The 13,360-nt window shown below is 69.2% G+C and carries 11 protein-coding genes; 8 read left to right on the forward strand and 3 right to left on the reverse strand.

The window, feature by feature from the left end; genetic code table 11:
- Nucleotides 1-27 precede the first annotated feature (27 nt).
- The 4 genes from MKCMC460_RS11690 to dxs are packed head-to-tail and all read left to right on the forward strand — an operon-like array spanning nt 28 to nt 6,674.
- On the forward strand, nt 28-2,028 hold the full coding sequence (locus MKCMC460_RS11690) for an APC family permease (protein WP_236976379.1): 2,001 nt from the start codon (nt 28-30) through the stop codon (nt 2,026-2,028).
- Nucleotides 2,025-3,245: a class I SAM-dependent RNA methyltransferase gene (locus MKCMC460_RS11695; protein WP_238305752.1), complete on the forward strand. Its 1,221-nt coding sequence runs from the start codon at nt 2,025-2,027 to the stop codon at nt 3,243-3,245. Before MKCMC460_RS11690 ends, MKCMC460_RS11695 begins: the two co-directional genes overlap by 4 nt.
- Nucleotides 3,242-4,705: a cation:proton antiporter gene (locus tag MKCMC460_RS11700; protein WP_238305754.1), complete on the forward strand. Its 1,464-nt coding sequence runs from the start codon at nt 3,242-3,244 to the stop codon at nt 4,703-4,705. Before MKCMC460_RS11695 ends, MKCMC460_RS11700 begins: the two co-directional genes overlap by 4 nt.
- A gap of 55 nt (nt 4,706-4,760) precedes the next feature.
- Nucleotides 4,761-6,674: a 1-deoxy-D-xylulose-5-phosphate synthase gene (gene dxs, locus MKCMC460_RS11705; protein ID WP_236976376.1), complete on the forward strand. Its 1,914-nt coding sequence runs from the start codon at nt 4,761-4,763 to the stop codon at nt 6,672-6,674.
- Here dxs and MKCMC460_RS11710 read toward each other — a convergent pair.
- From MKCMC460_RS11710 to MKCMC460_RS11720, 3 genes are read right to left on the reverse strand one after another with little or no spacing between them, the layout of a single operon-like run.
- On the reverse strand, nt 6,607-7,992 hold the full coding sequence (locus tag MKCMC460_RS11710) for a ribonuclease D (protein ID WP_236976375.1): 1,386 nt from the start codon (nt 7,990-7,992) through the stop codon (nt 6,607-6,609). The two genes, dxs and MKCMC460_RS11710, sit on opposite strands and share 68 nt — an antisense overlap.
- Before the next feature lies 1 nt (nt 7,993).
- On the reverse strand, nt 7,994-8,578 hold the full coding sequence (locus MKCMC460_RS11715; RefSeq protein WP_236976374.1) for a DUF3000 domain-containing protein: 585 nt from the start codon (nt 8,576-8,578) through the stop codon (nt 7,994-7,996).
- Nucleotides 8,579-8,635: 57 nt separating this feature from the next.
- Nucleotides 8,636-9,442, reverse strand: coding sequence for an enoyl-CoA hydratase/isomerase family protein (locus MKCMC460_RS11720; RefSeq protein WP_236976372.1), 807 nt, complete (start codon nt 9,440-9,442; stop codon nt 8,636-8,638).
- 43 nt (nt 9,443-9,485) lie between these two features.
- Here MKCMC460_RS11720 and hemE point away from each other — a divergent pair, with 43 nt between their 5' ends.
- The 4 genes from hemE to MKCMC460_RS11740 are packed head-to-tail and all read left to right on the forward strand — an operon-like array spanning nt 9,486 to nt 13,352.
- Entirely contained in the window at nt 9,486-10,559 is a 1,074-nt protein-coding gene (hemE, locus tag MKCMC460_RS11725; RefSeq protein ID WP_236976370.1) for a uroporphyrinogen decarboxylase, read from the forward strand.
- Nucleotides 10,556-11,908, forward strand: a complete 1,353-nt coding sequence (locus MKCMC460_RS11730; protein WP_238305755.1) for a protoporphyrinogen oxidase — start codon at nt 10,556-10,558, stop codon at nt 11,906-11,908. The genes hemE and MKCMC460_RS11730 overlap by 4 nt, the downstream gene beginning before the upstream one ends.
- Before the next feature lie 5 nt (nt 11,909-11,913).
- Nucleotides 11,914-12,609: a hydrogen peroxide-dependent heme synthase gene (hemQ, locus tag MKCMC460_RS11735; protein WP_236976368.1), complete on the forward strand. Its 696-nt coding sequence runs from the start codon at nt 11,914-11,916 to the stop codon at nt 12,607-12,609.
- Nucleotides 12,606-13,352 (forward strand): class I SAM-dependent methyltransferase, encoded by a 747-nt coding sequence (locus tag MKCMC460_RS11740; RefSeq protein ID WP_236976366.1) that lies wholly within the window; start codon nt 12,606-12,608, stop codon nt 13,350-13,352. Before hemQ ends, MKCMC460_RS11740 begins: the two co-directional genes overlap by 4 nt.
- The last annotated feature ends 8 nt before the right edge of the window (nt 13,353-13,360 follow it).

Genomic DNA, 13,360 nt, shown 5'->3' on the forward strand with positions numbered 1-13,360 from the left:
CGCCACGTGGGCTTACTCTTGGCTCTCGTGTCCAAACTTTCAACCGCTGCACGCCGATTGCTCATCGGCGAGAAGATTCGCAGCGACCGGCTGAGCCACACGCTGCTCCCGAAGCGCATCGCGCTGCCGGTGTTCGCCTCCGATGCGTTGTCCTCGGTGGCCTATGCACCGGAAGAGATCTTTCTGATGCTCTCGGTCGGCGGCTTGGCGGCCTACTCGATGTCGCCGTGGATCGGGCTGGCGGTGGCCGCGGTCATGCTGGTGGTGGTCGCCAGTTACCGGCAGAACGTGCATGCCTACCCGTCCGGTGGTGGCGACTACGAGGTGGTCACCACCAACCTCGGTGCCAACGCGGGCCTCACGGTGGCCAGTGCCCTGATGGTGGATTACGTTCTCACCGTGGCGGTTTCGACGGCCTCGGCGATGTCGAACATCGGCTCGGCGGTCCCGCTCGTGGCCCATCACAAGGTGTCGTTCTGTGTAGCGGCCATCCTGCTGGTGACGGCGATGAACCTGCGCGGCGTGCGCGAGTCCGGGGTGGCGTTCGCCATCCCGACCTACGCCTTCATCATCGGTATGGCCGGCATGCTGGGTTGGGGACTGTTCCGGATCTTCGTGCTGGGAAATCCGCTGCGCGCGGAGTCGGCGGGCTTCCAGATGCACTCCGAACACGGCAAGATCGTCGGGTTCGCGCTGGTATTCCTGATGGCCCGGGCGTTTTCGTCCGGTTGTGCGGCGCTGACCGGTGTCGAGGCGATCAGCAACGGTGTCCCCGCCTTCGAGAAGCCCAAGTCCAAGAACGCGGCCACCACCTTGCTGATGCTGGGCACGATAGCGGTGGCCCTGCTGATGGGAATCATCGTGCTGGCCAAGAAGATCGGGGTGCAGCTGGTCAGCGACCCGCTGGTGCAGCTCGCCGGTGCCCGGGAGGCGGGCTACTTCCAGAAGACCCTGGTGGCTCAGCTGGCCCAAACGGTGTTCGGCAGCTTCCACCTCGGGTTCGTGCTGATCACCGCAGTCACCGCACTCATCCTGGTGCTGGCGGCCAACACCGCGTTCAACGGCTTTCCGGTACTGGGTTCGGTGCTGGCCCAGCACAGCTATCTACCTCGCCAGCTGCACACCCGCGGCGACCGGCTGGCCTTCTCCAACGGCATCGTGTTCCTCTCCGCGGCGGCCCTGCTGGCGATAGTCGCCTTCCGTGCCGAGTTGAGCGCGCTGATTCAGCTCTACATCGTCGGGGTCTTCATTTCCTTCACGCTGAGCCAGATCGGCATGGTGCGGCACTGGACCAGGCTGCTGCGCACCGAGTCCGACCCGGCGGCGCGCCGACGCATGATGCGGTCGCGGATCGTCAACACCATCGGCTTCATCGCCACCGGCGCGGTGCTGCTGGTGGTGATGGTGACGAAGTTTCTGGCCGGGGCCTGGATCGCCCTCGTCGCAATGGGCCTGCTGTTCGTGTTGATGAAGGCGATCCGGCGGCACTACGACGGCGTCAGCCGGGAATTGGCCGAGCGGGCCGCCGCGCACGGCAACGAGATCGTGCTGCCCAGCCGCAACCACGCGCTGGTGCTGGTGTCCAAACTGCACCTACCGACGTTGCGGGCGATCGCTTACGCGCGAGCGACCCGGCCCGACGTGCTCGAGGCGCTCACCGTCAGCGTCGACGACGGCGAGACGCGGGAACTCAAGCGCGAGTGGGAGGAAAGCGACATCAGCGTCCCGCTGAAGGTGATTGCTTCGCCCTACCGCGAAATCACCCGTCCGATCCTCGACTACGTAAAGCGGGTGAGCAAGGAGTCACCTCGCACGGTGGTGACGGTGTTCATCCCGGAGTATGTGGTGGGCCGTTGGTGGGAGCAGTTGCTGCACAATCAGAGCGCGCTGCGGCTCAAGGGCCGATTGCTGTTCATGCCGGGGGTGATGGTGACGTCGGTGCCCTGGCAGCTGACTTCGTCGGAGCGGGTCAAGGCGCTGCGGCCGCACGCGGCACCCGGCGACGCGCGGCGGGGCATTTTCGATTGAAACCCGAATCAGCTTGCGGGGAAGTGACTTTGGTCACCGGGGCACCGGCCAATGGCGGCAGCTGCATTGCGCATCACGACGGGCGGGTGGTCTTCGTCCGCTACGCGCTACCGGGGGAGCGGGTGCGCGCCCGGGTCACCGCCGACCGCGGATCCTATTGGCACGCAGACGTTCTCGAGGTGATCGAGCCGTCGGCGGACCGTATCGAATCGCTGTGCCCGATCGCCGGAGTGCACGGCGCGGGATGCTGTGACCTGGCGTTCGCGCGGCCGTCGGCGGTCCGAGCGGTCAAGTCGGCGGTGGTGGCAAACCAACTCGAACGGCTCGGCGGTCACATCTGGTCCGGGCAGGCGGAGCCGCTCTCGGATGCGGGGCCGACGGGGTGGCGCACCCGGGTGCGCCTCGAGGTCGGCGCCGACGGCCGGCCCGGATTCCACCGCTACCACAGCGGCGACCTGGTGACCGACCTGCGGTGCGGGCAGCTGCCGAACGGGATGCTCGACGGGCTCGACACCGTGCGCTGGCCGGCGGGGGTGCAGCTGCAGGTGGCCGTAGACGACACCGGTGAGCGGCATGTGGTCAGCACGTCCAAGCAAGGCAAACGGCACGTCGCCAAGGTCGTCGAGGGCGACTATCACGCTGTGCAGCGGGTCGGATCGCGCCACTGGCGCATTCCGGTGACAGCGTTCTGGCAGGCGCACCGCGACGCCGCGCGGGTGTACAGCGCGTTGCTGGCCGAGTGGGCGCAACCCGCCTCGGGCGCGACCGCCTGGGACCTGTACGGAGGTGCGGGTGTATTCGCGGCGGTGCTCGCCGACGCGGTGGGCGAGACGGGCCGGGTGCTCACCGTCGACACCTCACGGGGGTCGTCGGGTGCGGCGCGGGCGGCCCTGGCCGATCTCCCGCAGGTCGACGTTGTCACCGATTCGGTACGACGGGTGCTGTCCGCGCAGCGCGGCGGCGCCGAGGTGGCGGTGCTGGACCCGCCCCGGTCGGGGGCCGGACGCGAGGTGATCGACCAACTGGCCGCCGCCGAAGTGCCGCGAATAGTCCATATCGGTTGTGAGGCAGCATCTTTCGCCCGTGATATCGGCCTGTACCGAGGCCATGGTTACGCCGTGGAGCAGATCCGGGTGTTCGACGCGTTCCCGCTGACCCACCATGTGGAGTGCGTAGCGCTGCTGACCCGGCGGCCGGCGGACGGTCAGCACCCGTGAACGAGACCCTCCGCTACGCGCTGATCGTTCTGCTCTCGAGTGCTGTCGGACTGGCTGCGGTACTGGCGAATCGCCTCACCGAGAAGGTCAAGGTGCCGGTCGCGGTGCTGGTGCTGGTCGGTGCCGCCGCCGCGGTGCACGCCGTGCCCGCGATCCAGTCGCCGTCCGAGCGGACGGTGGAGCGGATCATCACCGTCGCCCTGGTGTTGGTGTTGTTCGACGGCGGCATGCACATCGGCGTCAAACGCTTCCGTGCCGCGGCGGTGCCCATCCTGTCCGTCGGCGTGCTGGGAACCGGCTTCGTCGCCGCCGGCGCGGCGCTGCTGCTGCACTATGCGTGCGGGATCGACTGGTACCTCGCGGTGCTGGTGGCCACCGCGGTGGCTCCCACCGATCCCGCCGTCGTCTTCTCCGTGCTGGGCAAACGCGAGATCGCCGGTCGCAGCAGCACCATCTTGGAGGGTGAGTCCGGGATGAACGACCCGGTCGGCATCTCCCTGATGGCCGGCTTGATCGCCGCCGGCGGTCTCAGCGTGGCCGGATTCGTCAGCGTCGGAACCCAATTCGCCCTGCAGATGGGGATAGGGCTGGCCGTCGGGTTGATCGGGGGCCGCGCCCTGCTGATGTTCATGCGCCGCGTCGCCCTACCCAGCGAGGGTCTGTACCCGCTGCGAACCCTGGCGTGCTGCCTGATGCTGTACGGCATCGCCACGCTCGCACACGGTTCGGGATTCCTGGCGGTGTTCGTCGCCGGCATCGTGATCGGCGACGCCCGCGCACCGTACAAGCCGGAGATCAAGCGTTTCCACGCCGCCTTGTCCGGGCTGGCCGAGATCGTCGCCTTCGCCGTTCTAGGGCTGACGGTCGACCTGCGCGTGCTCACCCATCCGGAGGTGTGGATTCCCGGCCTCGTCCTCGGCGTGGCCCTGAGCGCGGCAATACGACCGCTGGCTGCCGGTGCCTGCCTGGTTCGGGTGCAACTGAAGCGGAACGAGCGCGCCTTCATCCTCTTCGCCGGCCTCAAAGGAGCCGTGCCGATCCTGCTGGGCGAGCTGCTGCGGGCCGCGCACATCGCCGACGCCGAACGCCTGTACGGCATCGTGGTCGTCGTTGTCATCTTCTCGGTGTTGGTGCAGGGCAGCTTGGTGCCCGGTGCCGCGAAGCTGTTGCGCTTGCCCATGCGTACCGTGCAGACGCAGCCGTGGGAGATAGGTGTGCGGCTCGCCGACGAACCGCACGGGGTTCACCGGTTCAGCGTTGCCTCCGGCTCGGCGGCTCAGGGTTGCACGGTCGAGGAGCTCAGTGACCGGGTCGGCGACATCTGGGTCAGCATCGTCGTCCGCGCCACCGGCCTGGTGGCGGTGCGCGGCGACACCGAACTTCAGGCCGGCGACGAGGTGGTCATACTGGCCGATCCCGAACTGCGCGACAGCCTCGCCGCACTGTTCGCGAAAGCGTAAGGGAGCATCGGTCGCGCTCCCGGCCGCACTTGCGCGCGCTGCGTAGACTGACGTGATGCTGGAACAGATCCGCGGGCCTGCTGATCTGCAGCACCTTTCCCAACAGCAGCTACGCGACCTGGCGCACGAGATCCGCGAGTTCCTGATCCATAAGGTGGCTGCCACCGGGGGGCACCTGGGGCCGAACCTCGGCGTCGTCGAGCTGACTTTGGCGCTGCACCGGGTGTTCGACTCGCCGCACGACCCGATCATCTTCGACACCGGCCACCAGGCCTACGTCCACAAGATGCTGACCGGGCGGGCCCAGGATTTCGAGAGCCTGCGCAAGAAGGGCGGCTTGTCCGGCTATCCGTGCCGGGCCGAAAGCGAGCACGACTGGGTCGAGTCCAGCCACGCCAGCGCGGCGCTGTCGTACGCCGACGGATTGGCCAAGGCGTTCGAGCTGACCGGGCACCGCAACCGGCATGTCGTCGCCGTCGTCGGCGACGGCGCGCTCACCGGCGGCATGTGCTGGGAGGCGCTGAACAACATCGCCGCCTCCAACCGGCCGGTGATCATCGTCGTCAACGACAACGGGCGCAGCTACGCACCGACCATCGGCGGTGTCGCCGACCACCTGGCCAAGCTGCGGCTGCAGCCGGCCTACGAACAGCTGCTCGAGCGTGGCCGCAACGCGATGCGGTCGGTTCCGCTGGTCGGTGAGGTCGCCTACCACTTCATGCACAGCGTCAAGGCCGGCATCAAGGACTCGCTGGCGCCGCAACTGCTGTTCACCGACCTCGGCCTGAAGTACGTCGGCCCGGTCGACGGCCACGACGAGCGGGCGGTGGAGGTCGCGCTGCGCAGTGCCCGCGGCTTCGGCGGACCGGTGATCGTGCACGTCGTCACCCGCAAAGGCATGGGTTACGGGCCCGCCGAGGCCGACGAGGCCGAGCAGATGCACTCGACCGGCCCGCTGGACCCGCTCACCGGGCGCTCCACCAAGGTGGCCGGTCCGGGCTGGACCGCGACTTTCGCCGAGACGCTGATCGCCATCGCTCATCGGCGCCGTGACATCGTGGCCATCACCGCGGCGATGCCCGGTCCCACCGGGCTGTCCGCGTTCGGGAATGCGTTCCCGGACCGGCTGTTCGACGTCGGCATCGCCGAGCAGCACGCAATGACGTCGGCTGCCGGTCTGGCGATGGGCGGCATGCACCCGGTGGTGGCCATCTATTCGACGTTCCTGAACCGGGCATTCGACCAGATCATGATGGACGTGGCCCTGCACAAGCTGCCGGTCACCATGGTGCTCGACCGGGCCGGCGTCACCGGCAACGACGGCGCCAGCCACAACGGCATGTGGGATCTGTCGATCCTCGGTGTCGTGCCCGGCATGCGGGTGGCCGCACCCCGCGACGCGACCCGACTGCGCGAGGAACTGGCCGAGGCGCTGGACGTCGACGACGGGCCGACAGCGATCCGTTTCCCCAAAGGCGATGTCGGCGAAGACATTCCGGCTGTCGAGCGGCGCGGGGTCGTGGACGTGCTCGCAGTGCCCGCGGCCGGATTGCACAAGGATGTGTTGCTGGTCGCGGTGGGTGCGTTCGCCGCCATGGCCCTGGGCGTTGCCAAGCGCCTGCACCGGCAGGGGATCGGTGTGACGGTGATCGATCCGCGCTGGGTGCTTCCGGTGCCCGAGCTGTTGGGCGAATTAGCTTTGGAACACAAGCTTTTGGTGACGATGGAGGATAACGGACTGGCCGGCGGTATCGGCTCAGCGGTGTCGGCGGCGCTGCGCCGTGCCGAGATCGATGTGCCCTGCCGCGATGTCGGGCTGCCGCAGAACTTCTACGAGCACGCGTCCCGCGGCGAGGTGCTTGCCGAGCTGGGGCTCACCGATCAGGATGTGGCCCGCCGGATCACGGGTTGGGTTGCGGCCCTGGGAAGTTCGGTTGTCGACTCCGAGGTGCACGAGCACCTGGATTGACGTCGCCTGCCGCGGCACACTCGTCGACGGTGACGGGGAACGCCACCGCCGCGGCCAGCGCCGGCACCACCAGTTCGCGCTGCCAGTCCCGCGCCTGTCCGGCGCGCAGATACTCGTCGGTGATCGCCACCGGATCGGTCGTGCCCGGCGCCAGTCGCGGCGCGAGGATCTCCCACTCCCAGCACAGCCTCCGCACCAGATCGGGCGCGACCAGGTTCTCCGCCGGAATATGCACCCGCTCGGACAACTCCGCCAGCACCGCCCGCGCCGCCTCCAGTCGGGCGGCCGCGTCGGGTTTGCGCCGGCTCCACCGCGCCGGCGGCGGCGGGCCGCTGGCGGCCTCGTTGACCTCCGGCGGGTCCGGGTTCTGCCGCGCAGCCTCGAGCGCCGAGAGCCACATCGAGGCGCTGCGCCGCTGGTTGCGCCCGCCGAACACGGGCAATTCGACCAGTTCGTCGACGGTCTTGGGGTCGGTGAGCGCGGCGTCGATGATGGCCGAATCCGGCAGGATGCGGCGCGGTGCGATGTCGCGGCGCTGGGCGATGCGGTCCCGGGTCGTCCACAACTCCCGCACGGCGGCCAGTGCGCGGCGATCGTGCACTTTGTGGATGCCGGACGTGCGCCGCCAGCGGTCGCGGCGGGTGATCGGCGCGGCCCGGTCCTCGAAGGTCCGCAGGTATTCGAATTCCTGTGCGGCCCAATCGGTTTTGCCCTGCTCGGTCAGGATCTCGGCGATCGCCGCGCGCAGCTCGATGAGCAGTTCCACGTCCAGTGCGGCGTAGTTGAGCCACGCGGCGGGCAGCGGCCGTTTGGACCAGTCGGCCGCGCCGTGGCCCTTGGCCAGTCCCCGGCCCAGCAGCCGCTCGACCATGGTCGCCAGGTTCACCCGGTCGAAGCCGGCCAGGCGGCCGGCGAGTTCGGTGTCGTACAGCGCCGGCGGTCGCAGGCCCACCTCGGCCAGGCACGGCAGGTCCTGGTCAGCCGAATGCAGGATCCATTCGTCCTGCCCGAGCACCTCGGCCACCGGTCGCAGCACGGTAGCGGGATCGCCGCCGTGGCTGACCGGGTCGATCAGCACGGTGCCGGCGCCGGACCGCCGGATCTGGATCAGGTAGGCCCGGTTGGAATACCGGAAACCCGAGGCCCGTTCGGCGTCCACGGCGAACGGGCCGTGTCCGCGGTCCAACTTCGCCGCGGCCGCGGCGATGTCGCGGACCGTGACGGAAAGGGCCGGCATCCCGTCGGCCGGGTGCAGTAGCGGAGTGGCCGCGGGGTCGGTGCTGTCCGACGGATCCGGCTCCGTAGGAGACGAACTCATATCAGGCGCGTGACCGCGAGTTCAGGTCGGTGACACCGGCCGGCGGCAGGCCCGCCGCGTGCTCGAGAACGTCGCAGAACGCGGCGACATGGCTGCCCACCGCAGGGGTGGTGGCCGTCCACGACGCACGCAACTCCAGCTGATGTGCGCGCGGCGGACCGGAGATGTCGCCGTATCGCACCGAGGTGGTCGCGGTGACCGTTCCACCGAGCGCGGTCATGTGCTCGGTGTGCGCATCGAGCGCCTCGGACAACCAGCTCCAGGCGACCTCCGGCAGCAGCGGGTCGATGGCCTCGTGCGAGTCCAGGTCGGCCTGGATGTAGGCGACCAGGCGGATGGTGCCGTCCCAGGCGTCGGAGCCGTCCGGGTCATACAGCAGGATCAGCCGGCCGAACGCGTCACCTTCGGAGCGCTCGGGGACGATGTCGAGGTCGGGGTGCTTCACTTCGGCGCCCAGCGCGTAGCTGAAGGGCGCCAGCCGCTGCGGCGGCCGGATGGGGCCCAGCTCGATTTCCGGCCGCACGCTGACAGCGTTCATCGCCGCGACTGCCTCGCGGAACGGTGCGGGCTCGACGGCTGAAGTCATCGGCTTCGACGGTAGACCTATCGTCCAGCCCGCGAAATCAGGCGCGCCGAACCGTGCTCAGCTCTGCGGACCGGTGTCGAACCGGGCGGGACGCTTCTCACGGTGCGCGGCCAGACCCTCGCGCACATCCGGTCCGGCGAAGCCGATGAATTCCAGGCCGAGCGACGCTTCGAAGGCGGGCGCGAACATGCGGTACCAGTGGTTGAGGCTGTGCTTGGTCCAGCGGATCGCATTCTGTGCCCCGTCGGCCAGATTCTCCGCCAGCCGCGTCGCGGTGGACAGCACGTCGTCGTCGTCGACGCAGGTTGAGACCAGGCCGATGCGCTCGGCTTCTTCGCCGGACAGCGGTTCGCAGGTGAGCAGGTAGTACTTGGCCTTGGCCATGCCCGCCAGCAGCGGCCAGCAGATCGCGGCGTGGTCACCGGCGGCCACCCCCAGCTTGGTGTGCCCGTCGATGATCTTCGCCGAGCGGCCCGCCACCGAGATGTCGGCCAGCAACGCCACCACCAGCCCCGCGCCGACGGCCGGGCCGGTGATCGCCGACACCACCGGCTTGTCGAAGTTGACCAGGTTGAGCACCAGGTCGCGGGCCTCACGCATGATGCGCAGCCGCCCCTCGTAGTCGTTCATGGACTCGTCGATCAGGTCGAAGCTGCCGCCGGAGGAGAACGCCTTGCCTTCGCCGCGCACCAATACCGCCCGCACGTCGGGGTCGCGGTTGATGACCGGCCAGATGTCGGCGATATCGCGGTGCATCTGCGGGCCGACCGAATTGAGTCCGGGCGCGTCGAGGACCAGGTTCAGCAGGCCGTCGCGGTTGGATTCGCAGCGCAGGCTGGGGAAGTCGTCGTAGGTGACTGGCATTGCCGTGATGCTACGGGACCCGCGCGTGGCAGCATTGGAGCCGATGAACACCAGTGCGCGCACCCGCCGCGATCTTCCGCAGTCGCCCTACCTGGCCGCGGTGGCCGGCCGCAAACCCAGCCGCATCCCGGTCTGGTTCATGCGCCAGGCCGGCCGCTCGCTGCCCGAGTACCGGGCGCTGCGCGAACGGCACAGCATGCTGGCGGCCTGCTTCGAGCCCGAGGTGGCCTGCGAGATCACCCTGCAGCCGATCCGCCGGTACCAGACCGACGCGGCGATCCTGTTCTCCGACATCGTCGTACCGTTGCGCGCCGCGGGCATCGACCTGGACATCGTTGCTGACGTCGGGCCGGTGATCGCCGACCCGATCCGCACCGCCGCCGATATCGCAGCGATGAAACCCCTGGAACGGCAAGCGATTCAGCCGATCCTGGATGCAGTGGGTTTGTTGGTCGCCGGGTTGGGCGACGTCCCGCTGATCGGGTTCGCCGGGGCGCCGTTCACCTTGGCGTCCTACCTGGTCGAGGGCGGGCCGAGTCGTCACCACGCCCGCACCAAGGCGATGATGCTGGCCGAGCCGGCGAGCTGGCACGCGTTGATGACCAAGCTGACGGATCTCACCGTGGAGTTTCTGCGCGGCCAGATCGACGCCGGGGTGGACGCGATCCAGCTGTTCGACTCGTGGGCGGGGACGCTGTCGCTGGCCGACTACCGCCAGTACGTGCTGCCGCACAGCTCCCGGGTGTTCGCCACGCTGGCCGAACACGGCGTGCCGATGACGCACTTCGGGGTCGGCACCGCCGAGCTGCTGGGTGCGATGTCGGAGGCGGTGCAGCCCGGGCGGGCCAGGGTGGTGGGAGTGGACTGGCGGACCTCGCTGGCCGACGCCGCGGCCCGGGTCGTGCCCGGCACCGCGCTGCAGGGCAACCTCGACCCGGTGGTGGTGCTGGCGGGCTGGGCGGTGGCCGAGCGTGCCGCCCGAGCCGTGGTCGACGACGGACGCCGGGCCGTCGATGCGGGTGCGGCCGGTCATGTCTTCAACCTCGGTCACGGCGTGCTGCCCGAGACCGACCCCGGTGTGCTGACCGAGCTGGTGTCGCTGGTCCACTCGCTATGAGCTCGTATTGCGTTGTAGGCGGCGGTATTTCGGGTTTGGTGGCTGCCTACCGGCTTCGAATGGCGTTGGGCGGCGACGCCGAGATCACACTGTTCGAGCCCGCCGACCGGCTCGGCGGGATCCTGCGCACCGAGCAGGTCGGGGGACAGCCCATGGACCTGGGTGCCGAAGCGTTCGTGCTGCGCCGGCCCGAGGTGCCGGCGCTGCTGGCCGAACTGGGCCTGTCCGACCGTCAGCGCGCCACTACCGGTGTGCGACCGCTGATCTACAGCGGAGGCCGGCTGCACTCGATGCCGGCAGACACGATCGCCGGCATTCCGTCGTCGGCCGCGTCGGTGGCCGACCTGGTCGACGATGCCACGATCGCGCGCATACAGGCCGAACCGCAGCGGGCGCTGAACTGGACACCCGGCAGCGACCCGGCTGCCGCCGACCTGGTGTCCGACCGGTTCGGTGCCCAGGTGGTGGCCCGGCTGCTGGACCCGCTGCTGGGCGGGGTGTATGCGGGTTCGGCGGCAACCATCGGGCTGCGTGCCGCCGCGCCGGCCGTCGCCGCAGCCCTCGATCGCGGCGCCAGCAGCCTCACCGACGCCGTCCTCGGCGTGTTGTCGCAGGTCACCGACGGGCCGGTGTTCGGGTCGCTGCGTGGCGGCTACCAGGTGCTGCTCGACGAGCTCGTCGCGCGCAGCCAGGTGCGGTGGGTGCGCGCCAGGATCGACGCACTCGAACCGGGCTGGATGTTGCGCGATGAGACCGGGGAGCAGTGGCACGCCGACGCGGTGGTGCTGGCGGTGCCGGCGGCGCAGGTCGCGCGCCTGGTGGCGAGCGTGGCCCCGGACACCGCAGCGGCGGCAGCCCGGATCGTCACCGCTTCCTCGGCGGTGGTGGCGCTGGCGGTGCCGGCCGACACACCGTTTCCGCAGAGCTCGGGGGTGCTGGTGGCCACCGGGGAACCGTTGCACGCCAAGGCGATCACGCTGTCGTCGCGCAAATGGGGCTTGTCCGGAGATGTCGCGCAGCTGCGGCTGTCCTTCGGCCGGTTCGGTGACGAGGTGGCGGTCCGGACCGGCGACGACGAACTGGTGGCCTGGTCCTTGAGCGATCTCGCCGACGTTTTCGGTCTTGCGGTCGAGGTGCTCGACGTGCGTGTGCAGCGCTGGATCGACGCCATGCCGCAGTACGGGCCGGGTCACGCCGGGCTGGTCGCCGGGCTGCGCGCCGGACTGCCCCCGACGCTGGCCGTGGCGGGCAGCTACCTGGACGGAATCGGGGTACCGGCCTGCGTCGCGGCGGCGGGCAGGGCGGCCACCAGTGTCGTCGAAGCGCGGGGAACGCAAGTGGCACGATAGGTGCCATGTCACGCCTGGACTTCGACGCCCTCAACGCAACCATCCGCTACCTGATGTTCTCGGTGTTCTCCGTGCGGGCCGGGGAACTCGGCGATCAGCGGGACGCCATCGTCGACGAGACCGCCACGTTCCTCAAGCAACAGGAGGACCGCGGCGTCGTGGTGCGCGGTGTCTACGACGTCGCCGGGCTGCGCGCGGACGCGGACTTCATGATCTGGACCCACGCCGAGCGGGTGGAGGCCCTGCAGGCCACCTACGCGGACTTCCGGCGCACCACCACGCTGGGCCGGGCCAGCAACCCGGTGTGGAGCAGCGTGGCGCTGCACCGTCCGGCCGAGTTCAACAAGAGCCACATTCCGGCGTTCCTGGCCGGTGAGGACCCCGGCAACTACATCTGCGTGTACCCGTTCGTGCGGTCCTACGAGTGGTATCTGCTGCCCGACGAGGAGCGCCGCCGCATGCTCGCCGAGCACGGCATGGCGGCACGGGAGTACAAGGATGTGCGGGCCAACACGGTGCCGGCTTTCGCGTTGGGTGACTACGAGTGGATCCTGGCGTTCGAGGCGCCCGAACTGGATCGCATCGTGGACCTGATGCGCGAACTGCGCGCGACCGATGCCCGCCGGCACACCCGGGAGGAGACGCCGTTCTTCACCGGTCCGCGGGTCGGGGTCGAGCAGTTGGTGAACGCGCTGCCGTGACCACCTTTGACCCCAACGACCCGACTCGGTTCGAAGAGAGCTACCGCAACGAGCAGGTGGTGCGTGGCCTGCCCGCCGCCACACCGTGGGATATCGGTGGCCCGCAGCCGGTGGTGCAGCAACTGGTGGCGCTGGGCGCCGTCACGGGCGAGGTGCTCGACCCGGGAACGGGGCCGGGCCACCACGCTATTTACTATGCCTCGCAAGGGCTTTCGGCTACAGGTATAGACGGTTCACCGACCGCGATCGAGCGTGCGCGGCAGAACGCGGCGAAGGCCGGGGTTTCGGTGGACTTCCGGGTTGCCGACGCCACCAAGCTCGACGGTTTCGACGGCAGGTCCGACACCGTCGTGGATTGCGCGTTCTACCACACGTTCAGCACCGCGCCGGAGTTGCAGCGGTCCTACGCGCGGGCGCTGCACCGCGCGACCAAGCCGGGTGCGCGGCTGTACATGTTCGAGTTCGGCGCCCACGACGTCAACGGGTTCAAGATGCTGAGATCGTTGTCGGAGAACGCTTTTCGCGATGTGTTGCCGGACGCCGGCTGGGAGATCGGCTATTTGGGGCCCACGACGTACCGGGTCAACATCAGCGCGGATTCCATCGAGCTCATGGCGGCGCGCAATCCCGACATGGCCGCGGAAGCGCAGCAGATGCTGGCGCGGTACCGGGCGATCGAGCCGTGGCTGGACGACGGGCTGGTGCACGCACCGTTCTGGGAAGTGCACGCGACACGCGTCTGAGCCGGCGC

The sequence above is a fragment of the Mycobacterium sp. 20KCMC460 genome (assembly GCF_022179425.1).
Classification (GTDB): domain Bacteria; phylum Actinomycetota; class Actinomycetes; order Mycobacteriales; family Mycobacteriaceae; genus Mycobacterium; species Mycobacterium kiyosense.